This window comes from Micromonospora sp. CA-244673 (genome assembly GCF_050948395.1).
Classification (GTDB): Bacteria; Actinomycetota; Actinomycetes; order Mycobacteriales; family Micromonosporaceae; genus Micromonospora.
Map to the genome: position 1 here is coordinate 2884689 of NZ_CP192019.1, position 20897 is coordinate 2905585.

Sequence of the window (20897 nt, forward strand, 5' to 3'; positions counted from 1 at the left end):
CGCGAATGATTGCTTGAGGCAACCAAGGCAGGGGAGGGGAAGAGTGGACGCGACCAGCCGTGAGCTCGTCGCCCGGTTGCAGGACCTGCTGACCGGGGTGCGGGTGCTCAAGCAGCGGCGCGCCGACGACCGGCCGGCCGTGCCGCCCGGCCTCGTGGGCCTGCTCCGGCACATCGACCGGGACGGCGCCACCGGCTGCCACGCCCGGGACCTGGCGGAGCGGAGCCGGCTCGACCCGTCGACGGTCAGCCGGGCGGTCGCCGCCCTGGTCGCCGACGGCCTGGTCGACCGGCGCACCGACCCGCAGGACCGGCGGGCCAGCCACCTGACGCTCACCCCGGCCGGCCGCGCGGCCATGACCGAGGCCTACGACTGGTACGGCGGCGTGCTCTCCCGGGCGCTCGCCGACTGGACCCCCGGCGACGTGGCGGCCCTGTCCGCCGCGCTCGGCCGCCTCACCCGCGACCTCGAGGTCGCCCTCACCCGACACGACAACCTGGAGGACGCGCGATGAGCGCACCCACCGCGACGGCGGACGCCGCGCCCATGAGCCGGCGGAAGACGCTGGAAGCCCTCAGCGGCCTGTTGCTGGTGCTCTTCGTGGCCATGCTGAGCAGCACGGTCGTCTCGACCGCCCTGCCGAAGATCATCGGAGCCCTCAACGGCTCGCAGACCCAGTACACCTGGGTGGTCACCGCCACCCTGCTCACCGCCACGGCGACCACCCCGATCTGGGGCAAGCTCGCCGACCTGTTCAACAAGAAGCTGCTCATCCAGGTCGCCATCGTGGTCTTCCTGGCGGGCTCGGTCGCGGCCGGCTTCGCGCACTCCGCCGGCCAGCTCATCGCCGCCCGCGCCTTCCAGGGCATCGGCGTCGGCGGTCTCCAGGCCCTGGTCCAGGTGGCCATCGCGGCGATGATCCCGCCCCGGGAGCGCGGTCGCTACAACGGCTACCTGGGCGGCGTGATGGCCCTCGCCACGGTCGGCGGCCCGCTGCTCGGCGGCCTCATCGTGGACACCTCCTGGCTCGGCTGGCGCTGGTGCTTCTTCGTCGGCGTGCCCGTCGCGGCCGTCGCGCTGCTCCTGCTCCAGGCCACCCTGCACCTGCCCACCGCGCGGCGGGACAACGTAAAGATCGACTACCTGGGCGCGACGCTGATCGCCGCCGGCGTCAGCCTGCTGCTGATCTGGATCTCGTTCGTCGACGACTCGTTCGCCTGGCTGTCCTGGCAGACCGGCGCGATGGTCGGCGGCTCGGTGCTGCTGCTCGCCCTCGCCGTCCTCGTGGAGTCCCGGGCCGCCGAGCCGGTCGTGCCGCTGGAGATCGTCCGGGAGCGCACCACGGCGCTGGCGATCCTCGGCAGCCTCGCGGTCGGCATGGCGATGTTCGGCGGCGCGGTCTTCCTCGGCCAGTACTTCCAGATCGGCCGCGGCTACAGCCCGACCGAGGCCGGCCTGCTCACCATCCCGATGATGGCCGGCGTGCTGCTCTCCTCGATCGTCGCCGGCCGGCTGATCACGTCCTCCGGGAAGATCAAGCCGTACATCGTCGCCGGGTCGATCATCCTGGTCGTCGGCTTCGCCCTGCTCGGCACCATCGACCACGAGACCTCGCTGGTCCTGGTCGGCGCGGCCATGTTCATCGTCGGCGTGGGCGTCGGCATGACCATGCAGAACCTCGTGCTGGCGGTGCAGAACACGGTGGCGCTCAAGGACATCGGCGCGGCCAGTTCGAGCGTGGCGTTCTTCCGCTCGCTCGGCGGCACCATCGGCGTGTCGGTGCTCGGCGCGGTCCTGGCCCGCCAGGTCACCGACCGGATCACCCACGACCTGGCCGCGGCCGGGATCCCCACCTCGGGCGGCGGCGGCAGCAGCACGCTCAACCTCGCCGCGCTGCCCGCGCCGGTGCAGCACATTGTGCGGGCCGCGTATGGTGACGCGACCGGGCACATCTTCCTGATCTCGGCCGCCATCGCGGTCGTCGGGATCCTGGCCGCGCTGCTTCTCAAGCCGGTCACCCTGCGGTCCAGCCTGGACCTGCCCGACACCGCCCGCTCGGTCGCCGTCGCGGCCGACGCGGTCGACGGGGCGCCCGCCTTCGACGAGGTGGCCGTGGACGTTGCGGGGCCGGGCGAACGCGCCCGCCGCTGACGCCCCGTCGTCCCAGGGCCGTCGCCGATCCGGCGGCGGCCCTGGTCCGTGCCCACCCGGGCCGGCGTGCCGCCGGCCGTGACCGAATCGAGGCGCCGTGGACACCATGCAGCCCGCGCCACCGCCGGTGACCGTCGATGCGCGGCGGGCCGGTGCGGTGCGCCGGGCGGTCCGCGAGCTGGCTCTCGTCGCCGTGCTCTTCCTCGCGTACAAGGCGGGCCGGATGGCGGTGGCCGGGCGGTCCGGCACCGCGCGGGCCAACGGGGAGCGGATCTGGTGGCTGGAGCGGCTGCTCCACCTGCCCGACGAGGCCGCCGTGCAGGCCCCGTTGCTGGTCCACGAGCTGCCGGTGCGGCTGGCCAACTGCTACTACGCGTACGTGCACTTCCCGGCCACCGTGCTCTGCCTGGTGTGGCTCTACCTGCGTCATCCCGTGCACTACCGGTGGATTCGGCGGGCCCTCGCGGCGCTCACCGCGGCGGCGCTGGCCCTGCACCTCCTCGTTCCGCTCGCCCCGCCCCGGATGACCGCGCTCACCGGCCTGGTCGACACCGGCAGCCGCTACGGCCCCGCCGTCTACGGCCCACCCGAGACCGACACGCTGAGCAACCAGTACGCGGCCATGCCCTCGCTGCACGTCGGCTGGGCCCTGGCCGTCGCCGTCGCGCTGGTCGCGGTCACCGCCGGGCGGTGGCGGTGGCTCTGGCTGGCCCACCCCGTGCTCACCCTGCTGGTGGTGGTCGGCACCGGCAACCACTACTGGCTCGACGGGGTGGTCGCCGTGACGCTCCTCGGGCTGATCCTGGCGGCGCTGCCCCGCCCGGACGCGCCGCCCCGGCCGCCGGGCCCGGTGCCGGCCGCGCGCCTGCGCCCCCACGTGGTCCCCGCCCCACGCCGCCCCGGCGACGCGGGCCGCCGACGGGGCTCGCGGACCCCGTCGGCGGCCGACGGCCGGCTCAGGCCACCCCGCCGGGGGTGACCCGCCCCCGGCTCACCCGGTGGTGGTGCACACGGTCCCGTTGAGCCGGAACGCACCGGGCGGCACGTTCGGCCCGCTGTACGCGCCGACGAAACCGGCGCTGGTGCTGCCGCCGCCGGCGGCGAGCCGGCGGTTGTCGGCGGTGCTGGTCACCCTGACCTCCGTGCCCACCTGCGACCAGTTGGCGCTCCAGCCGCTGCTCACCTGCTGCCAGGCGGTGGGCCAGGTCCAGGTGAGCGTCCAGCCGTCGATCGCGCTCGGGCCGGTGTTCACGACGTCGACGGTCGCCACGTAGCCGTTGCCCCAGTCGGTGTCCGGGTGGAAGCGCACGGCGCAGGCGCTGGCCGCCGGACTGCCGGTGGCGAAGGTGAGCGGCGGGGAGGACCAGGAGACCCGGCCCGCGGTGTCCCGGGCGAGCACGTTGACCGTGTACCGGGTGCCGGGTTCGAGGTTGCCGACCGTGAGGGAGGTGCGGGCCGTCTCGCCGAGCTGCTCGCTGACCGCCCCGTGCTGCCGGTACACCTCGTACTTGGCGATCGGCGCGGCGCCGGGCGCGGCCGCCGGCCAGGAGACGGTCGCCGTCCGGTCCGTGACCGCCCCGGCGGTGGGCCGGCCCGGCGCCCCGGGGCGGCCGCCGGCCACACCGGCCGGGCGCAGCACGAGCGTGGTCAGCGAGTACGGCGGCAGCGTCCGGCTGGTCGCGTCGCCGGACCGGCCGGTGGCCACCCCGCCCGCGCCGTTGGTCAGGCTGTGCACCGTCGGCGCCTCGTCGGCCGGGGTGAAGCCGGCGTAGTCGATGACCACCGGGTGCGCGGTGTCCGGGTCCTTGTTCAACAGCAGGACCGCCAGGCTGCCGTCGGGCCGGCGGGCCGCGTGCGCGGCGACCAGCGGCTCGTCGCTGCCGGCGCGGACGAGCTGGTCGCCCGCCCGGGCGAAGAGGTTCATCATGGACAGCCCGTGGTACGGCGCGAACGGCGTGTTGAACGGCGGCTCGCAGACCGACCCGTCCGCGGTGCACCCGCCGCTGGAGAGCAGCCCGAAGTCGCCGTAGTCGGTCTGCCCGGCGACCTGCGAGACCGTGCCGATCCCGTTGTGCGTGTTCCACCACTGCACGGTGAAGACGCCCTGCTCCAGCAGCCCGCTGTAGGCGTCGGCCAGGAACAGCGCGCCCGGCTGGGTGTTCTGGCCGGCGCCGACGTTCAGCTCGGTGAAGCTGATGCCGATCCGGCCGGCGTCCGGGCCGGCGTAGCGGGCGATCTGCTGGCGCAGCAGCCAGGCGGCGTCGGGGAGATGGCTGGTCCGGGCGAGGGACTCGGCGGCGGTGCCGCCCGGGTACCAGTGCACGTCGACGAAATCGATCTTCGGGCCGGCGAGGGAGAGCACGGTCTGGTTCCAGGGGCCGGGGTCGGCGCCGGCGGTCAGCCCGTCCGGCCAGTTCCCCGGCATGGTGAGCACCGCGCCGACCTTGATGCCCGGGTCGACCGCCTTCATGGCGTCGGCGTACTCGACGACCAGCCGGGCGTACTGGGTGGCGCTCTTGTCCGGGTGGTCGTCGGCCTCCCAGGCCGAGCCGTAGTGACCGTTGCCGTAGTTCTCGTTGCCGACCGTCCACCACCTCGCGCCGTAGCCCTTGGTGACGTTGGCGTACCGCACCCACTCGGCGGCCTCGGCCGGTGTGCCGGTGCCGTAGTTGGCGATGATCATCGGTTCGGCCCCGACCCGCCGGGTCGCGGCCATGAAGGTGTCGAAGTCGGTGTTCGGGGCGACGTACCCGCCCGGCCCGGTGTGGGTCCGCCAGTGGTAGATGTCGGCGTACGAGCCACCCGGGTAGCGCAGCATCTTCACGCCGGCCGCCCGGAGCAGGTCCGACGTCTCGGTGCTGCCGAGTTGCGCGTCCCAGATGGCGTGGTTGAGGCCGAGCGCGGTGTCCGGCACGGTGGCCAGCCCGGCGCGGGCGTTCACGGTGACCGTCACCGGGTCGGCCGCCGCGCCGGCGGCGGGCGGTCCGACGGCGGCCGGCGCGGCGAGGGCGAGCAGCAGGCTCGCCGCGTACGCCGTGACCCGGCGCGGGGTGGAGGTGGTTCTGCTCATGCGGGGTCCTTCGAGGGTCGGGCGATCGTCTGTCCTGCGTCGCCCCTCCCGGTGTCCGGGTGCCCTGGGAGCGACGGATCGGCCCCGCGCTGAGCCATCGACGCACCAGAATCCCACGTCGACGCGGGAGCGCTCAAGGAGCCCCTTCGATACGCGACTTAATTTATAGACAGGAGTCTTTACTGTTAACAAGGTTTAATTTATGTTCATTGACATCTCCTCCCACCGCCCCGAAGGAGTTGCCGCCATGCGCCGAAGAATCACCCTGCCGCTGCTCACCACGGGTGCCGTCACCGCCACCCTGGCGGTCGCCGCCCCCGCCCAGGCCCACGGCTACGTCTCGTCGCCCCCCAGCCGCCAGGCGCTCTGCGCCCAGAACCGGGTGCCTGACTGCGGCCAGATCAAGTACGAGCCGCAGAGCGTCGAGGGCCCCAAGGGCCTCAAGAGCTGCCACGCCGGCATCGCCCAGTTCGCCGTGCTCAACGACGACAGCCGCGGCTGGCCGGCCACCTCGGTCGGCAGCACGGTGACGTTCACCTGGGTCAACACGGCCCGGCACGCCACGTCCAACTGGGAGTACTGGATCGGCAACACCCGGGTCGCGGTCGTCGACGGCGGTGGCCGCCAGCCCGACGCCACCGTGTCGCACACCGTCAACCTGGGTGGCTTCTCCGGCCGGCAGAAGCTCCTCGCCGTCTGGAACATCGCCGACACCGCGAACGCCTTCTACTCCTGCGTCGACCTCCAGATCGGCGGGGGCGGCGGCAACCCCACGCCGTCGCCCACGCCCACCCCGGCCCCGACGACCCCGCGGCCCACCCCCACCCCCACCAGCTCGCCGGCCCCGGGCGGCACCTGGACCGCCGGGCGCGCCTACCAGGTGGGGGACACGGTCACCTACAACGGCCGGACCTACCGCTGCCGTCAGGCGCACACCGCGATCCCCGGTTGGGAACCGTCGAACGTGCCGGCGCTGTGGCTCCAGCTCTGAGCGGACGGGTGCGGCCACGCCCCGCGTGCGCCGCACCCACCCGGTGTGCCCGCGACCGCAGGACCGGCCTGCGCCGGCCGCTCGCCGCCGCGCTGCTGGCCGTGCTGCTGGCCGCGGCCGGCTGCACCGGCCAGCCCGTGCCGAACGCCGCCACCCGCCCCGGGCCGGCCGCCGAGACCGCCACCAGCGGCATCGACGCGCTCTTCCTGGCCATGATGGTGGCGCACACCGAGCAGACCCTGGAGATCGTCGGCCTCGGGCTCGACCGCACCACCGACCCCGAGATCCGCACGCTGATCGCCGCCGTCCGGGCCACCGAGACCGACGAGCTGGCCACCATGCGCGGCTGGCTGCGCGAGGCCGGCCCGTCCGCGGCGGCGGCCGCCGAGCGGCACGACCACTCCGGACACAGCGACGCCGCCGCCGGGTTGGCCCGGCTGCGGGCCGCCCCGCCCGGCGAGGCCGACCGGGTGCTGCTCGACGTGCTCGCCGCACACCAGCGGACCGCCGCCGAGCTGGCGCGCGCCCAGGTCCAGGCCGGCACCAGCGCCCGGGTACGCGACCTCGCCGGCCGCATCGAACGATCCCGCACGGCCGAGGTCGCGCTGCTGGCGAAGCTGCGCACCCGGTGACCCGGACGCCGGTCAGGCGGGAACCGACCGGGCCACCAGCAGCGCCACGCCGAGGCAGCCGAAGGCGGCGGTGTTCAGCACCGCCCGGACCACGTTCCAGCGCACCCAGGCGCTCTCGAACGTCGCGCGCAGCTCCGCCGGATCGGCCAGCCGGGCGGCCCCCGCCTCCAGCCGGTCGTTGAGCGGCACGTTCACCGCGGCGGTCACCGCGAGCACCAGCACGTAGAGCACCAGACCGGCGATCAGCCAGGGCAGCGGCCCGCGCAGCCCCGCGGGCAGGTGCAGCAGGACCGCCGCGAGGGTGCAGACCAGCGCGCCACCGAAGCAGAGCGCGAACCAGCCGTTGAGGATGGCCTGGTTGATCGCGCGCAGGCCGGCGACGAACGCCCGGTCGTCGACCCGGGCCAGGCCCGGCATCACCGCGTACGCGAAGGCCGCGAAGAGCCCCGCCGTCAACCCCGTGGTCACGGTGGCCAGCAGCAGCACGCCGGCCCGGATGTTCGATGTGATCATGAGGACCATTGGACACCGCGGCCGGTGGACGCTCCATGGCCGAAACGCCCCGGAACATACGCGAGCGTCTACGCTCACCGGGTGGACGTGCTCGCCGAGGTGCTCCGCGGGCTGCGCGCCCGGGAGGCGTTCCTGCTCCGTACCGTGATGGACCCGCCCTGGTCGATCCGGGTCCGCGACGCCGCTCCGCTGAGCGTCACCACGGTGGTCCGGGGCAGCGCCTGGGTGGTGCCCGACGGCGGCGCGCCGGCCCTGCTGCGCCCCGGCGACGTGGCCGTGCTGCGCGGGCCCGACCCCTACACGGTGGCCGACCACCCGGACACCGCGCCGCAGGTGGTGATCCATCCCGGGCAGCGCTGCACCACCCTCGGCGGGCAGGAGCTGGCCGAGACCATGGCGCTGGGCCTGCGTACCTGGGGCACCCGGCCGGACGGCGCGACCGCCCTGCTCACCGGCACGTACGCCAGCAGCGGCGCGGTCGGCGCCGGCCTGCTCGCGGCCCTGCCGTCGCTGGTCGTGCTGACCGCCGCCGACGGTGACCTGCCGGTCGTCGCGCTGCTCGCCGAGGAGCTGGACCGGGACGGTCCCGGGCAGGAGGCGGTGCTGGACCGGCTGCTCGACCTGCTCGTCATCGGGGTGCTGCGCACCTGGCTGGCCCGACCCGGCGCACAGCCGCCCGGCTGGTACCGGGCCTACACCGACCCGGTGGTCGGCCACGCGGTCCGGCTGGTCCAGCACGACCCGGCCCGGGCCTGGACGGTGGCCGGGCTCGCCGCCGCCACCGGCGCCTCCCGGGCCGCGTTCGCCCGCCGGTTCACCGAACTGGTCGGCGAGCCACCCATGACCTTCGTCACCAACTGGCGCCTCGCGCTCGCCGCCGACCTGCTCCGCGACACCGAACTGACTCTCGCCGCGGTCGCCCGCAGAGTCGGCTACACCAGCCCTTTCGCGCTCAGCGCCGCCTTCAGACGCGTCCGGGGCGTCAATCCCCGCGACCACCGCGCCACGGCCTGAGCGCGGCCCGCGCGCCGCCGATCCCGGTAAACCGGCCGCGCGATGTCGCAGCCCGTGGCTACGCTTCCTGCCGGACGCCGCCCCACCGCACGTCACCCCGCGCCCTCACCGGCGCGCGGCGCCGCCAGCGCCCCCGACCGGACCTGAACCAGGAGACTGTTTGTGACCCAGCAACCTGTCGCGACATCGAACAAGCTCGACGCCGCGGTCCTCAAGGTGGCCGGCGTCGTCGTGCTCGGTGCGATCATGTCGATCCTCGACGTGACGGTCGTCAGCGTGGCGCTGCCGACGTTCCAGAATGAGTTCGACGCCTCGTACGCCCGGGTGGCGTGGACGATGACCGGCTACACGCTCGCGCTGGCCACGGTGATCCCGCTCAGCGGCTGGGCCGCCGACCGGTTCGGCACCAAGCGCCTCTACATGGTGGCGCTGGCGCTGTTCACCATCGGCTCCGGGCTGTGCGCCACCGCCGACTCGATCGGTGAGCTCATCGCCTGGCGCGTGGTCCAGGGCCTCGGCGGCGGCATGCTCATGCCGCTCGGCATGACGATCATGACCCGCGCGGCCGGCCCGCACCGGATCGGCCGGCTCATGGCCGTCCTCGGCATCCCGATGCTGCTCGGCCCGATCGGTGGCCCGATCCTCGGCGGCTGGCTGATCGACACCGCCAGCTGGCACTGGATCTTCCTCATCAACCTGCCGATCGGCGTCGTCGCGCTGATCTACGCCCAGTTCGCGCTGCCGAAGGACAACCCGGAGCCGTCGGAGTCGTTCGACTTCCTCGGCATGCTGATGCTCTCGCCCGGCCTGGCGCTCTTCCTCTACGGCGTCTCCTCCCTGCCGGAGGCCGGCACCATCCGCGACAACAGCGTCTGGCTGCCCATGCTGGTCGGCGCCGTGCTCGTGGTGGCCTTCGTGTTCTACTCGTTCCGGCCCCGGCACCCGCTGCTCGACCTGCGGCTGTTCCGCAACCGCAACCTGAGCATCGCCACGGTGACCCTGTTCGTCTTCATCATCGCGTTCATGGGCGCGGGCCTGCTCTTCCCGAGCTACTTCCTGCAGATTCGTGGCGAGTCGACGCTCACCGCCGGCCTGCTCATGGCGCCGCAGGGCCTCGGCGCGATGCTGACCATGCCGATCGCCGGCATGCTGGCCGACAAGGTGCCGGTCGGCCGGACGGTGCCGTTCGCGCTGGTGCTCATCGCCGCCGGGTTCTTCACCTTCACCCAGGTCGACCCGCACACGTCCTACTGGCTGCTGTGCGGCTCGCTGTTCGTGATGGGTCTCGGCATGGGCGGCACCATGATGCCGATCATGACCTCGGCGCTGAAGACGCTGCACGCCGCCGAGGTGGCCCGCGGCTCGACGCTGGTGAACATCCTCCAGCAGATCGGCGGCTCGGTCGGCGCCGCGGTGATGTCGGTGATCCTCACGAGCCGGCTCAACGGCTCCGAGGTGATCCCCGGCGCGACCGACCCGAGCGGGAAGCCGGTCACCGAGGCCAGCCTGGCCATCACTTCGCAGCTGCGCCCGGAGCTGCTCCAGCAGTTCCCGGTGCCTCCGTCGCTGATCGAGCGCGGGCTCGACTTCGCGGCCGGCTCCTTCGCGACCACCTTCTGGGTCGCCTTCGGGCTGGTGCTGCTCACCTTCATCCCGGCCGCGCTCCTGCCGCGCCGGCGCGAGCCGTCGCACCTGCTCGACGGCGGGACGGGCGAGGAGCAGCGGACGCCGGTGCCGATCCACTGACCCGCCGGCCGGGCCGCCGGGGCAGCGCCCCGTCCGGCCCGGATCCCGGTCCGGCTCGCCGTCGCGGGGCCTGACGCCAACGGGCGTCAGGCCCCGCCGGCCGTCCGGGCACCGGTGGCGCGGCGGATGTCGAGCAGGTGGTGCTCGGCCTCGTGAACTGTGTGCCGGCCGAGCCAGAGCAGGGTCCGCATCTCGCGCCGCGGCCACGGGTAGACGCCGGTGCGGGCCAGGTCGGCCTCGCCGAGCGCCGCGAAACCGGCCGCGAAGCCGTCGGCGGCCGTGGCCAGGCCGGCGAGGACCACCTCCGGGTCCTGGGCGTTGTAGCGCTCGGTGACCACCAGCTCGTCGCGGCCCATCGGCGCGAACTCGGGCTCCGCCACGCGCAGCGCCAGCGCGAGCCGTTCACCCTGCACGCGGAACACGTCCCGGACGTGGCAGGCGTACTCCAGCGGCGACCACACCTCCGGGGCGGGCCGCCGGCGCACGTCCGGCGCCGCGTGCAGGGCGGCCGGATAGCGCCCGGCCAGGTCGCGCAGCCGCCGCGGCAGCTCGCCGCTGTCGAGCGCGGAATAGACGAACTGGCACTCGTCACACCGGTCCACGCGTTCAGGGTAGGTGGCGCGTGGGGGTAGCGGGGGGCACGCCCGCGCCGCCCGGGAGGGACGGTGCGCCGAATCCGCCTCCGGCCGCCGATGTGTCGGCGGAGGATGGGCGGAGCGGGCGCGCGTCCGGGCGCCGCCACGGGGAGAAGGGGAGCCGCCGATGACCGCCAACCGGGAGATCGTCGCGGACGCCTTCGCCGCCTGGTCCGCCGGCACCGGCAACATCACCGACATCTTCGCCGAGGACCTGCGGTGGGAGATCACCGGCCGGTCGGTGGCGGGCGGGGTGTACCAGCCCGCCCGCCAGTTCGTCGAGGAGGCGCTGACGCCCTTCGGTGCGCGCTTCACGAAGGACGACCCCTTCCGCCCGGTGCTCATCCGGGGCATCCACGAGGACCCGACCACCGACACGGTGATCGTCGCGTGGAACGGCGCGGGCACCACCACGATCGGCACGACGTACACCGACACGGTCGCCTGGTTCCTGCGGATGCGCGACGGCAAGGTGGTCGAGGGGACCGCCTTCTTCGACAGCATCGCCTTCAACGAACTGTGGCAGGACGTACCGGCGTAGGGCGGACGAGACTGGGCGGCATGCTGACGACGGTCGTGCCGGTAACTCTCACCTACGAGGCCTTCGCGCGGGTGGGCGCCCTCTTCGACGACTACCGGGCGCACTACGGCCAGCCGCCGTCCCCGCAGCGCACCCGCGCGTGGCTGCACGACCAGATCGCCCGGCGCCGGCTCGCGGTCGCCGCCGCCATCCGCGCCGATCGCGTCTGCGGTTTCATCACGACGGCGATCATGCCGGCGTCCCTGATGCTGGGCACCGCGTGGGCGATCCGGGACCTCTACGTAGCGCCGCGCCAGCGCCGTAGCGGCGTCGCGAACGCCCTGCTCCAGCACGTCATCGACGAAGCCCGGGCCGCCGGCGCGCAGCGCGTGTCACTACAGACCGAGGTCGACAACGTCGCCGCCCGCACGCTCTACACCGTGGTCGGCTTCCAGCCCGTCACCGGGCTGGATCTGCTCAACCTCACCCTCGACCCGGAGCGCGAGACCCCACCGACACCCGGCTGACGGCGGGACCGCCAGGATGGACGCGTGGACTTCGAGCTGCACCGGGGTGAGTTGCTGGCGTACTGCTACCGGATGCTGGGCTCGTTCCACGAGGCCGAGGATGTCGTGCAGGAGACGATGTTGCGCGCCTGGCGGGCCCGGGACCGGTACGACCCCGCGCGCGCCTCGCAGCGAACCTGGCTGTACCGGATCGCCACGAACGCGTGCCTGACCGCGCTGGAGGGGCGTGCGCGGAGGCCGTTGCCGTCCGGGCTGGGTGCGCCGAGCGTCGATCCGGAAGCGCCGCTGACACCCTCGCTGGACGTGCCGTGGCTGGAGCCGTTTCCCGACGCCCGGGTCGAGCTGGAGACGCGGCTGGAGATGCGGCTCGCGCTGGTCGCGGCCGTGCAGGTGCTGCCCGTCCGGCAGCGGGCCGTGCTCCTGCTCCGCGAGGTGCTGGGGTTCACCGCCGCCGAGGTCGCCGCGCAGCTGGGCACCACCGTCGCCGCGGTGAACAGCGCGCTGCAGCGCGCCCGGGCGGCGCCGCCGGACGTGGGCGACGTCGGCGAGGTCGCCGAGCCGGACGATCCGCGGGTGCGGGCCGTGGTCGACCGGTACGTGCGGGCGTTCGAGGCGGCCGACGTTCCCGGGCTCGTGCGGCTGCTCGCCGACGAGGCGATCCTGGAGATGCCGCCGGTGCCGCTCTGGTACCGGGGCAGCCGCGACTACGGCCTGTTCATGGATCGCGTGTTCCGGACCCGGGGCACCGGCTGGCGGGTGCGACGACTGCGCGCCAACGGGCAACCGGCTCTCGCCGCGTACGCGCCGCAGCCCGGAGGAGCGCACCGGCTGCACACGGTGCAGGTGCTCACGGTCGCCGGTGGGCGCGTCACGCACAACGTGGTGTTCGCCGACCCGCGCGTCTTCGAGGCGTTCGACCTGCCCCCGCGGATTTCTCCCGACGAGTTCCACCGGGTGCGATGAGTGCGCGCGGCGCCGCCGGTACGTACCGGTGAGCACCTACCGAAGGGACACCATCGTGAGCGTCGTCGTCATCCAGTTCATGACCCTGGACGGGATCGTGTCGGACCCGGACGGGTCCGGGGGCACACCCACGGGCGGCTGGGCCTTCCGGCACGGCCCGGAAACCGTCGCCGGGGACAAGTTCCGCCTCGGTGCCCTGCTCGACGAGGGGGTGCTGCTGCTCGGGCGCACCACCTGGGAACTGTTCGCCGGGCTCTGGCCGGGGCGCGACGACCCGTTCGCCGCCCGGATGAACGCCGTGCCCAAGCTTGTCGCCACCCGTACGCTCACCGACGTCTCGGTCTGGGCGAACTCCGAGATCGTCGACGGCGACCTGGTCGACGCGGTCAAGCAGGAGCGGCGCGACATCATCGTCACGGGCAGCCTGAGCGTGGTGCACCGGCTGGTGGCCGAGGACCTCGTCGACGAGTACCGCCTCCTGACCTTCCCGACGGTCCTCCGCGACGGTCGGCGGCTCTTCCCGGCGGGAGGCCCGCCCGAACACCTGCGGTGCCTGTCGGCGGAGCAGGCGGGCGCGGCGGTCCTCGCGCGGTACCAGCGGGCGTGAAACGCGTGCGGCACGCCGCTGACGCTCGCGCCGTTACATTGACGTTAACTGCTATACCAATCATCGGTAGGCGGCTATATGATGCCGGTCAGCAGTCCGTAACGCCTCACAAAAACGCTGCTCCAGCACACTTTCCGCGCCTGCCGACCGTCGCGCGTCCGAATCCACCCGCGCCCGGCGGCCGATTGCCGTTGCCCGCACGGGCAATTGCCGGACGTCGCGGAAAGGCCTCAGGAAAAGGGTGGAACGGAAGGGCGGATGATGGCGGGGGTGCCGTCCTTGGTCATCGGTATCGCGGCCTCGGCCGCGGAACGCCGACAGCTGACCCAGCTGCTCGGCGGCACCGAGACGTTCCTGATCGTCTCCAGCGCGCACCAGGCGCGACGGTTCCTCGATCTGCTGCGCGCGCCCGGGGTGGTGCGCCCGGCCCCCGCCCGTGACCCGGACCCGGCCCGTGCCCCGGTCGCCGACGATCCGGTCGCCGATGACCGGGTCGCCGGCGAGCCGTCGCCGGCCGGTCCGCTGGCGTCCGATCTGGACGTCGACTCGGACCGGCGCGTCCTGCGGTGGCGGGAGCGTGAGGTCGGCTTGACGCCGCTGGAGCACGACCTCCTGATCTGCCTCGCCCGCACACCGGGCCAGGTCTGGACCTACGCGCAGTTGCACCGGGCGGTGTGGGGCAACGACCACCTGGGGCGCGGCTCCGACATGCACTCGGTGGTGCGCCGGGTGCGGCGCAAGCTCGGTCGGGTGGGCGCGGTGCTGACGATCCACGCCGTGCGCGGCATCGGCTTCCGCCTCGCCTCCTCCTGACCCACGCCTGCGGGCGCTGAAGCCGCCCGAGACCCCTGCTCGACGCCGTGAACGCGGTCCGGCCCGCCCGGTGGGGACACCGGGCGGGCCGGACCTCACGGTCGGCGGTCAGTGGTCAGCAGCGGATGGGGGACAGGGTGAAGTCCTCCACGGTGGGCGTCGTGTTGTTGATCCTCGTCTGACGGGTCTGGGGCTTCCAGCCGTCCTTGGCGACGATGATGCTGAGCGGGTTGTTGCGCCGGTCCATCCAGTAGGCGTACTTGCCGTCGGCGTCGGTGGCGAACGTCCAGGACATCGCCCACGAGTCGACCTGGACGACTGTGCCGGGAAGCGGCGCGATGGCGCCCTGGCAGCTACGGCCGGAGACCGTACCCATCAGCTTGCCCCAGCTGGTCGGCGGCTGCGCGATCATCGTGACCGCCACCGGCGGCACGGTGTACGGCGTGTTCTCCTTGATCGCGACCGACGCCGAGTAGGTGCCGGGCTGGTCCACGTTGGCCGTCATGCCGACGGTGACCGTGACCTTCTCACCCGGCGCCAGGGTGACCTTCGACTTGTCGATGGTCAGCCAGCTCACGTCCGCCGGTCCCTCGGCGCACTCCTCGAGGCCGGGCAGCACCTCGCTGTCCTTCGTGGCGTTGAAGCTGCCCGAGGAGCCGCCCACCTTGTAGAAGCCGCACGCCGCGCCACCGCGGTAGCGGGGCGTGTTGGCGTTGGGCAGGTTCGCCCACGAGTCGGTGGCCGGGTCGTACGCGAAGCCGGCGTTGGTGATGGCGCCGCCCTGCGAGCCACCGACGACCAGGAGCTTGCCGTTCGCGACGGCGAACGAGCTGGCCCAGTTGTCGGCCGGAGCGTCCGCGACGGCGGTCCAGGCGTTGGCGCCCGGGTCGAACGCGTAGCTGGACTTCTGGGCGACGGAACCGTCGTTGCCGCCCGTGCAGTAGACGGTGCCCCCGATCCCGCCGCAGGACGCGAACGCCACCGACTTCGGGTAGTTGGGCAGGGTCTCCCAGGCGTCGGTGCCCGGGTCGTAGCGGACCACCGAGTTGGACATCGGCAGGCAGCTGGCCGTGGTGCAGCCGCCGACGGCGTACAGCTTGCCGTCCGCGACGGCCTGACCGGCGGCGGCTCGCGGCGCCGGGTTGTCGGCCTTCCGGGTCCAGGTGTTGGCCGCCGGGTCGTACGACCAGGTGGTGGCGTCCGGTCCGGCGGCGCCCCAGCCGCCGGTGGCGATGATCTTGCCGTCGACGACCCCGACCGTCATGGCGTTGCGGGCGGCGGGGAGGTCGGCGATCGCCGTCCAGGTCTGGGCGATCGGGTCGTACACGTAGTTCTTGGCGCTGGACGTCGTGCCGTCACCGCCGGCGATCGAGTAGATCTTGCCGTCGAGGTTCACCACCCGGTTGTCCATCACGTTGGCCGGGTAGTTGGCGATGCCTGTCCAGGGTGCCGCCTGGGGACCGGCCGGCGCGGCGGCCGCGGTGGCCGACTTGCCGGACGGGCGGGCGGCGAGCGACGTCGGGGTGCTGAGCCGCTGCACCGGCGCGCCGGTCGAGCCGAGCAGCTTCTGCTCGGACAGCTGGGACCCGTCGGCCCGCTGCAGCACGAACCCGCCGTCGCGCTCGCTGAACTCGGCGGTGACCGGGGCCCCGCCGGTGTTGGTCACCGTGAAGGTCTTGTTGACCTTGCCGGTGGGCATCCGGACCGTGCCGGTCACCGACGTCGGCTGCACGGACAGCCGGCCCGCGGTGAGCTGGAAGTTCGCGGCCGTCGCCCAGTCGGCCTCGACGTCGACCTGCTTGGTCTGGCTGACGTAGTTGCCGGCCTTGGCGGTGAACGGGTGCTGGCCGGTCAGCGACGAGAACATCCAGTAGAAGCCGTCGGCGAGTTCGGTGTCGTCCGGGGTCGCCACCGTGGTGGCCTTCTCCGCCGGGCGGTCGTCACTCGTGACGGTGGCGCCGTTGACGTAGCCGTTGTCGTTCTTGTCCCGGACGTGGCCGAGCACCAGGCCGCCGTCGACCGGCTTGCAGACGATCTTGCTGCCGATCAGCACGTTGTCGACCTGCCACCACCATTCCCAGGAGGCGTCGTAGTAGTGGAACCGGACCCGGACCTGCGCCTGGCCCGCCGCCTGCGGGATGGGCACCTCGGTGACCCTCGGCCCGCGCACGTCGGCCGCCTGCCGGAGCACGTTGCTCCAGGTGGTGCCGCCGTCGAGGCTGAGGTCGACGTCCGCCCGGTCGGAGCTCAGCCAGTTGAAGTCCTGGTTGAACCGGATCACCGGTGCGGCGACGTCGGTCAGGTTGACGACGGGGCTGACCAGCGAGGTGTCCTGCCGGCCACCGCTGCCGTAGTCGTCGCTGTCGATGATGGCGAACCCGCCGGAGCCACCGGTGAGGTTGCCCCGGTCACCGCTGTCGGTGAACTTCCAGACCTGGCCGGTGCCGGCGTTGTCCACGACGGACCAGCCGTCGGGCACGCTGGTGCCGTCGAAGGTCTCGTACTCGCCGTCGGAGCTGTTGGTGTAGCCCGGCGCCGTGGTGCACGCGTTCGGGTCGGCCGGTACGGCGATGTTGCTGGTGGTGTTGCCCGAGCCGACCACGACCTCCTTGGTCACGGCCGGGTAGCCCGGGTACTGCGACTCGACCTTGAGCCGGTAGGTCGCCCCGGCCGGCAGCTTCAGGCTGTAGCGGCCGTTGGCGGGAGTGGTGTAGTCGGAGACGGGGAGACCCTCGACGCTCACCTTCGCGTAGAGCGGCCAGCCGTGTCCGGAGCCGTCGGTGACCTGACCGCTGACGGTCACGCTCGGCACCGCGGTCAGCGCGACGTTGAGCGTCGTGGTCGCGTTCGTGGTCACCGTCGCCGAGAGCGTCCTGGTCTGGTAGCCGAACGCCGAGACGGTGACCTGGTAGTCGCCGGCCAGCAGCAGCGACGAGTACGTCCCGTCGGCGGCGGTGGTCAGCGAGCGGGTGGCCGCACCGGTCAGGGCGATGGTGGCGCCGGCGATCGGGGCGCCGGTGGCCGAGTCGGTCACCTTGCCCGCCAGGGTGCCGTTGTCACCGATGGGGGCGGCGTTGAGCAGGGCGAGCGCGTCGAGCCGGCCCTCACCGTAGACGTTGTTGTCGTCGGTGGTGCCGCCGCACTGGGTGTCGGCCTTGTCCACCGCCGTGTCGTTCAGCAGCGCGCGGGTCGCCGTGACGTCACCGACCAGGGTGGGCGCCGCCGACCAGAGCAGCGCGATCGTCCCGGCGAGGTGCGGTGCGGCCATCGAGGTGCCGCTGTAGCTGGCGTAGGAGTTGTCCGGGACGCTGGACCGGACGTTGACGCCGGGCGCCGACAGGTTCGGCTTGATCTCGCCGTTCTGCCCGGCCCCGCGGGAGGAGAAGCTGGCGATGTTGTTGTTGATGTCGTAGGCGCCGGCCGAGTAGTTGCTGGCCAGGCTGCCCGGGGAGCCGCTGGTCTGGCAGGCCGGGCCGTTGTTGCCGTTGGACCAGGTGCCGAAGATGCCCGAGGCCGTCCAGGCGTTGGTCACGTCCTCCATGAACGGCTCGGTGGAGGGCAGCGTGGTGCCCCACGAGTTGTTGATGATGTTCGGCCGCTTGCTGGCGTCCGGGTTCTGCCCGTTGAGGTCGGTGGGCTCCAGCATCCACTGCCCGGAGGAGACCAGGGCGGCGTCGGTCGGGCAGCACCCGTTGGCGGCGATCCACTTGACCTCGGGGGCGACGCCGATCTGGTTGGCGCCGTCGGAGCCGGCCATGGTGCCCATCGTGTGCGTGCCGTGGCCGTCCTCGTCGCACGGCGCGGTGGCGCAGGTGCCGGCGGCGTCGAACCAGTTGTAGTTGTGGTCGAAGGTGCCGTCACCGTTGTTGCCGCGGTACGAGTTGACCAGCGCCGGGTGGTCGAACTGGACGCCGCTGTCGATGCTGGCCACGGTGATGCCGGCGCCCTTGACCCCGTACTGGGACCAGACGTCGTCGGCGTTGATGTTCGCGATGCCCCACTCCAGGGCGTTCACCGACTTCTCGTCGGTGCCCTTGGTGATCTCGGGGAGCTTGTACTCGACCGGGGCGTAGAGGCCGTCCACCTCGGCGTGGGCGGCGAAGTTCTGTGCCATGGTGAGCGAACCGTCGGTGACCTTGATGGCGTTGGTCGCCCAGAAGGCCTGGTACTTCGCGCCCGAGCGGTCGAGCTCGGCGCGGATCTTCGCCTGGCTGTCGGCGGCGGTCTTCTTCAGCGCGTCCGCGACCGCGGTGCCTCGCTTGGCCCAGTCCTTGACGGCACCGGCCTTGCCCAGGTCGGCCTTGGCGCCGAAGTGGATCCAGAAGTCGCCCTCGGTCTTGCCCTGAAGCTGCCGGGTGAGCTCGGGGCGGATCTTGTCGCCGGCGGATGCGCCGGTGCCCGTTCCGGTCTGCGCAGCCTGTGCGCCTGTGCCGGTGGCGGCCATGGTGGTCGCGGCGAGGACCAGGGCCGCGCCCGCGCTCACCAGCCGACCGGCCAGGCCCCTCCTGTGTGGATGTCTCAGCATCGGTGCTGCCTCCTCCAGAACGACCCGCGGATGTTCGAGCCATGGCGGAAGGCGCAGGAGTCCCCTCTCCCGTCGGATCGCACCGGTATGAACGAGCCCCCCAAGCCCCCTAGGCGCCGTGCGGGTCTACGCCGGCTGCCTGAGTGGACACTATGATCGACAGGAAAGCGCGATCAAGCACTCTACGTGAGCAACATGTCACCAACAGGCCCCCGTTGGTCGGCCCGGTTGACATTGACTGTCATGGCGATTCTCGAGAGCGGCGATTTCTGCCGCTGGTTGCTCCGGGCGGGGGTGACGGTGTCCGAGAAGGAAACGAGCGGGGCGACCGGTGGCCTCGACCCGGTGGAGCATCCGTTCCCGCTGGTGATCGGGGTGACGTCGGCACCGGCCGAACGGATCCGCCTCACCGAACTCCTCGACGGCGTCGCGCCCCTGCTCCTGGTGGCCGACCTCGACGAACTGCGCAAGCTGCTCGCGCCCGCGGGGTCGCCGGCGGACCTCGACCTCCCGCCACCGGCCACCCCGGCGCCCTCGGCGCCGGACGACACGCTGGTGATCGACGCCGCCCGCTCCACCGCCCGGTGGGGCGACCGGGAGATCGTCCTCACCCGCCTCGAACGTGACCTGCTGGCCTGCCTGACCACCGAGCCGGTCCGGGTCTGGAGCTACGCCGAGCTGCACCGCGCCGTCTGGCACGACGAGGGGCTGCAACACAAGGCGGACGTGCAGTCCCTGGTCAAGCGACTGCGTCGCAAGCTCGACCAGCTGGGCACCGGTGTCACCGTCGTCGCGGTGCGCGGCGTCGGACTCCGGCTGACCGACCACCGGCGCCCCCGCGCGCAGGGCACGGGCCACCCGCCGGGCGGTCGCTAGGCCCGAGCCGCCAGTTGCCGCGTACGTCGTGGAGCGTACGGGCGTACCCGCCCTGCCGTATCTCGGCCGTCGTCCCACGTCGGATGGCACGCCGCCCGCTCCCTGAAAACATGACTGGTCGATCGACGCGCGTCCCGGCTCGCTGGCGGCGTCCGACCACAAGGGGGCAGCGAATGGCAGCGAATCGGATCAGGAAGGCCGGCGCTGGAGCGTCCGCGGATCTCGGGAACGGCATGGCAGCGTCGCCCGGCGCGGCGCCGGTGCGCGGGCCGCGGGCGGTGGCTGCCCCTGGCCGGCGTTGGGGCTGGTGGGGCATCGTTTTCGTGGTCGCCTTCGTCGCCAGCATCGCCGCCGGAAACGCGCTGAAGGTGGGGGATAGCCTCTACCTGCCCGACGCGTCGGTCGCGCAGTTGCGTGACTTCTATGCCGACAGCGGCGCCGCCGTGCTCGTGCAGTCGGCGTTGCAAGTCCTGGCGGCGGTCGCCCTGTACCGGTTCGGGTGGCGGCTGCGCACGGCCCTGCGCGCGGAGGGCACCCGTGCCGGTGCGGTGATGGGTTGGGCGACCGCGATCACCGCGGGCTCACTGCTCGCCTCCGTGCTGTGCGGGCTCGCCCTGCTGCTGGTCGTGGCGCAGGCCGGCGACACGACCGTCGCCGGTCTCGGCAGGGCCGCGCTGGTGCTCGGCGGTGCGGCGCACCTGCTCGGCTCCGGCCTGCTGATCACTGCGGCCTCGGCGGTCGCGCGGCGTTCCCACCGGCGGCCACGGTGGGTGTTCGCCTATGGGCGGTTCGTGGGACCGTTGGTGGCGGCCTCCGCCCTCTCCGTCCTGTTGCCGCCGCTCGTCCGGCCGGAGCCGGCGTTCCGGCTGCTCGCGGCGGTCTGGCTCGTCGGCGTGGGCATCGGCGTCCTGCGTCGGGGCCTCGTCGACACCCGCTCCGGCCCGCCGTCGTCTCCTATCGAGGGCCGGGCGTGACGTGGCGTCCGTCCCGACTGCGCCCGGAGCGGTCCGTCGGCGCGCCTTCGACGAACCCGGGAGGACGGGACGGTGCAGCCCCTAGGCTGACGGAAGGAGGTGGCAGCGGTGGGTGCTGGCGGTCAGGGCCGGTCGACGGTGCGGCGGAAGCGCCTGCTCCTGGCCGGCCTGCTCGCGGTGGTCGGGTTGATCCTGCTGCTGCTCGGGCTCACCGTCGCCAACGGCGCCGTCGCCGGCGTCGAGGTCGTGCTGGCCCTGCTGCTCCTGATCGGCAGCTACGCGATCCAGTACGCGGCCCGCCGCGACACCGTCTACCGGGACGAGCGGCCACGGTGAGCGG

19 protein-coding genes are annotated in these 20897 nt (G+C 73.0%); 15 read left to right on the forward strand and 4 right to left on the reverse strand.

Annotated elements, in window-relative coordinates; genetic code table 11:
• Positions 1-43: 43 nt before the first annotated feature.
• From ACQP12_RS13470 to ACQP12_RS13480, 3 genes are all read left to right on the forward strand, one after another.
• On the forward strand, positions 44-514 hold the full coding sequence (locus ACQP12_RS13470) for a MarR family winged helix-turn-helix transcriptional regulator (RefSeq protein ID WP_433287919.1): 471 nt from the start codon (positions 44-46) through the stop codon (positions 512-514).
• Positions 511-2151, forward strand: a complete 1641-nt coding sequence (locus ACQP12_RS13475; protein WP_357945217.1) for an MDR family MFS transporter — start codon at positions 511-513, stop codon at positions 2149-2151. Before ACQP12_RS13470 ends, ACQP12_RS13475 begins: the two co-directional genes overlap by 4 nt.
• Before the next feature lie 106 nt (positions 2152-2257).
• Positions 2258-3130, forward strand: coding sequence for a phosphatase PAP2 family protein (locus tag ACQP12_RS13480; RefSeq protein WP_433289261.1), 873 nt, complete (start codon positions 2258-2260; stop codon positions 3128-3130).
• Positions 3131-3142: 12 nt separating this feature from the next.
• Here ACQP12_RS13480 and ACQP12_RS13485 read toward each other — a convergent pair whose 3' ends face one another.
• Positions 3143-5221: a cellulose binding domain-containing protein gene (locus ACQP12_RS13485; RefSeq protein ID WP_433287922.1), complete on the reverse strand. Its 2079-nt coding sequence runs from the start codon at positions 5219-5221 to the stop codon at positions 3143-3145.
• 247 nt (positions 5222-5468) lie between these two features.
• On the opposite strand from ACQP12_RS13485, the gene ACQP12_RS13490 reads away from it, so the two are divergent.
• Positions 5469-6212 carry a lytic polysaccharide monooxygenase gene (locus tag ACQP12_RS13490; RefSeq protein ID WP_433287924.1) on the forward strand — a complete coding sequence of 248 codons (744 nt, stop codon included), beginning with the start codon at positions 5469-5471 and terminating at the stop codon, positions 6210-6212.
• Between the two features lie 8 nt (positions 6213-6220).
• On the forward strand, positions 6221-6844 hold the full coding sequence (locus ACQP12_RS13495; RefSeq protein ID WP_433287926.1) for a DUF305 domain-containing protein: 624 nt from the start codon (positions 6221-6223) through the stop codon (positions 6842-6844).
• 12 nt (positions 6845-6856) lie between these two features.
• On the opposite strand, the gene ACQP12_RS13500 is transcribed toward ACQP12_RS13495, so the two are convergent.
• Positions 6857-7357 (reverse strand): DUF1772 domain-containing protein, encoded by a 501-nt coding sequence (locus ACQP12_RS13500; RefSeq protein ID WP_433287928.1) that lies wholly within the window; start codon positions 7355-7357, stop codon positions 6857-6859.
• 81 nt (positions 7358-7438) lie between these two features.
• Here ACQP12_RS13500 and ACQP12_RS13505 point away from each other — a divergent pair, with 81 nt between their 5' ends.
• On the forward strand, positions 7439-8371 hold the full coding sequence (locus ACQP12_RS13505; RefSeq protein WP_433287930.1) for an AraC family transcriptional regulator: 933 nt from the start codon (positions 7439-7441) through the stop codon (positions 8369-8371).
• A 162-nt stretch (positions 8372-8533) separates the two neighbouring features.
• Positions 8534-10117 carry a DHA2 family efflux MFS transporter permease subunit gene (locus ACQP12_RS13510; protein ID WP_433287932.1) on the forward strand — a complete coding sequence of 528 codons (1584 nt, stop codon included), beginning with the start codon at positions 8534-8536 and terminating at the stop codon, positions 10115-10117.
• 86 nt (positions 10118-10203) lie between these two features.
• On the opposite strand, the gene ACQP12_RS13515 is transcribed toward ACQP12_RS13510, so the two are convergent.
• Positions 10204-10719, reverse strand: a complete 516-nt coding sequence (locus ACQP12_RS13515; protein ID WP_433287934.1) for a DinB family protein — start codon at positions 10717-10719, stop codon at positions 10204-10206.
• A gap of 160 nt (positions 10720-10879) precedes the next feature.
• Here ACQP12_RS13515 and ACQP12_RS13520 point away from each other — a divergent pair, with 160 nt between their 5' ends.
• From ACQP12_RS13520 to ACQP12_RS13540, 5 genes are all read left to right on the forward strand, one after another.
• A complete protein-coding gene (locus ACQP12_RS13520; protein ID WP_357945238.1) occupies positions 10880-11293 on the forward strand; it encodes a nuclear transport factor 2 family protein in 414 nt (137 codons plus the stop codon).
• Positions 11294-11313: 20 nt separating this feature from the next.
• The gene (locus ACQP12_RS13525) at positions 11314-11799 is read left to right on the forward strand and encodes a GNAT family N-acetyltransferase (protein ID WP_433287936.1); all 486 of its coding nucleotides are present in this window, start codon (positions 11314-11316) and stop codon (positions 11797-11799) included.
• A gap of 24 nt (positions 11800-11823) precedes the next feature.
• Positions 11824-12762 (forward strand): sigma-70 family RNA polymerase sigma factor, encoded by a 939-nt coding sequence (locus tag ACQP12_RS13530; RefSeq protein WP_433287938.1) that lies wholly within the window; start codon positions 11824-11826, stop codon positions 12760-12762.
• Positions 12763-12817: 55 nt separating this feature from the next.
• On the forward strand, positions 12818-13369 hold the full coding sequence (locus ACQP12_RS13535; RefSeq protein ID WP_433287940.1) for a dihydrofolate reductase family protein: 552 nt from the start codon (positions 12818-12820) through the stop codon (positions 13367-13369).
• Between the two features lie 270 nt (positions 13370-13639).
• Positions 13640-14182 carry a winged helix-turn-helix domain-containing protein gene (locus tag ACQP12_RS13540; RefSeq protein ID WP_433287942.1) on the forward strand — a complete coding sequence of 181 codons (543 nt, stop codon included), beginning with the start codon at positions 13640-13642 and terminating at the stop codon, positions 14180-14182.
• A 115-nt stretch (positions 14183-14297) separates the two neighbouring features.
• Here ACQP12_RS13540 and ACQP12_RS13545 read toward each other — a convergent pair whose 3' ends face one another.
• On the reverse strand, positions 14298-18707 hold the full coding sequence (locus tag ACQP12_RS13545; protein WP_433287944.1) for a S8 family serine peptidase: 4410 nt from the start codon (positions 18705-18707) through the stop codon (positions 14298-14300).
• Positions 18708-18950: 243 nt separating this feature from the next.
• Between ACQP12_RS13545 and ACQP12_RS13550 the strand changes: the two genes are divergently transcribed.
• From ACQP12_RS13550 to ACQP12_RS13560, 3 genes are all read left to right on the forward strand, one after another.
• Entirely contained in the window at positions 18951-19583 is a 633-nt protein-coding gene (locus tag ACQP12_RS13550) for a winged helix-turn-helix domain-containing protein (protein WP_433287946.1), read from the forward strand.
• 233 nt (positions 19584-19816) lie between these two features.
• A complete protein-coding gene (locus ACQP12_RS13555) occupies positions 19817-20557 on the forward strand; it encodes a hypothetical protein (protein WP_433287948.1) in 741 nt (246 codons plus the stop codon).
• Positions 20558-20665: 108 nt separating this feature from the next.
• The gene (locus tag ACQP12_RS13560) at positions 20666-20893 is read left to right on the forward strand and encodes a hypothetical protein (protein ID WP_433287950.1); all 228 of its coding nucleotides are present in this window, start codon (positions 20666-20668) and stop codon (positions 20891-20893) included.
• Positions 20894-20897 lie beyond the last annotated feature (4 nt).

Excerpts from the sequence above, each read along its gene's own strand:
- ACQP12_RS13475 (WP_357945217.1), top strand. The coding sequence starts at position 511 with ATGAGCGCACCCACCGCGACGGCGGACGCCGCGCCCATGAGCCGGCGG.
- ACQP12_RS13500 (WP_433287928.1), bottom strand. The coding sequence starts at position 7,357 with ATGATCACATCGAACATCCGGGCCGGCGTGCTGCTGCTGGCCACCGTG.
- ACQP12_RS13555 (WP_433287948.1), top strand. The coding sequence starts at position 19,817 with ATGGCAGCGTCGCCCGGCGCGGCGCCGGTGCGCGGGCCGCGGGCGGTG.
- ACQP12_RS13550 (WP_433287946.1), top strand. The coding sequence starts at position 18,951 with ATGGCGATTCTCGAGAGCGGCGATTTCTGCCGCTGGTTGCTCCGGGCG.
- ACQP12_RS13525 (WP_433287936.1), top strand. The coding sequence starts at position 11,314 with ATGCTGACGACGGTCGTGCCGGTAACTCTCACCTACGAGGCCTTCGCG.
- ACQP12_RS13485 (WP_433287922.1), bottom strand. The coding sequence starts at position 5,221 with ATGAGCAGAACCACCTCCACCCCGCGCCGGGTCACGGCGTACGCGGCG.
- ACQP12_RS13545 (WP_433287944.1), bottom strand. The coding sequence starts at position 18,707 with ATGCTGAGACATCCACACAGGAGGGGCCTGGCCGGTCGGCTGGTGAGC.
- ACQP12_RS13520 (WP_357945238.1), top strand. The coding sequence starts at position 10,880 with ATGACCGCCAACCGGGAGATCGTCGCGGACGCCTTCGCCGCCTGGTCC.
- ACQP12_RS13490 (WP_433287924.1), top strand. The coding sequence starts at position 5,469 with ATGCGCCGAAGAATCACCCTGCCGCTGCTCACCACGGGTGCCGTCACC.
- ACQP12_RS13480 (WP_433289261.1), top strand. The coding sequence starts at position 2,258 with ATGCAGCCCGCGCCACCGCCGGTGACCGTCGATGCGCGGCGGGCCGGT.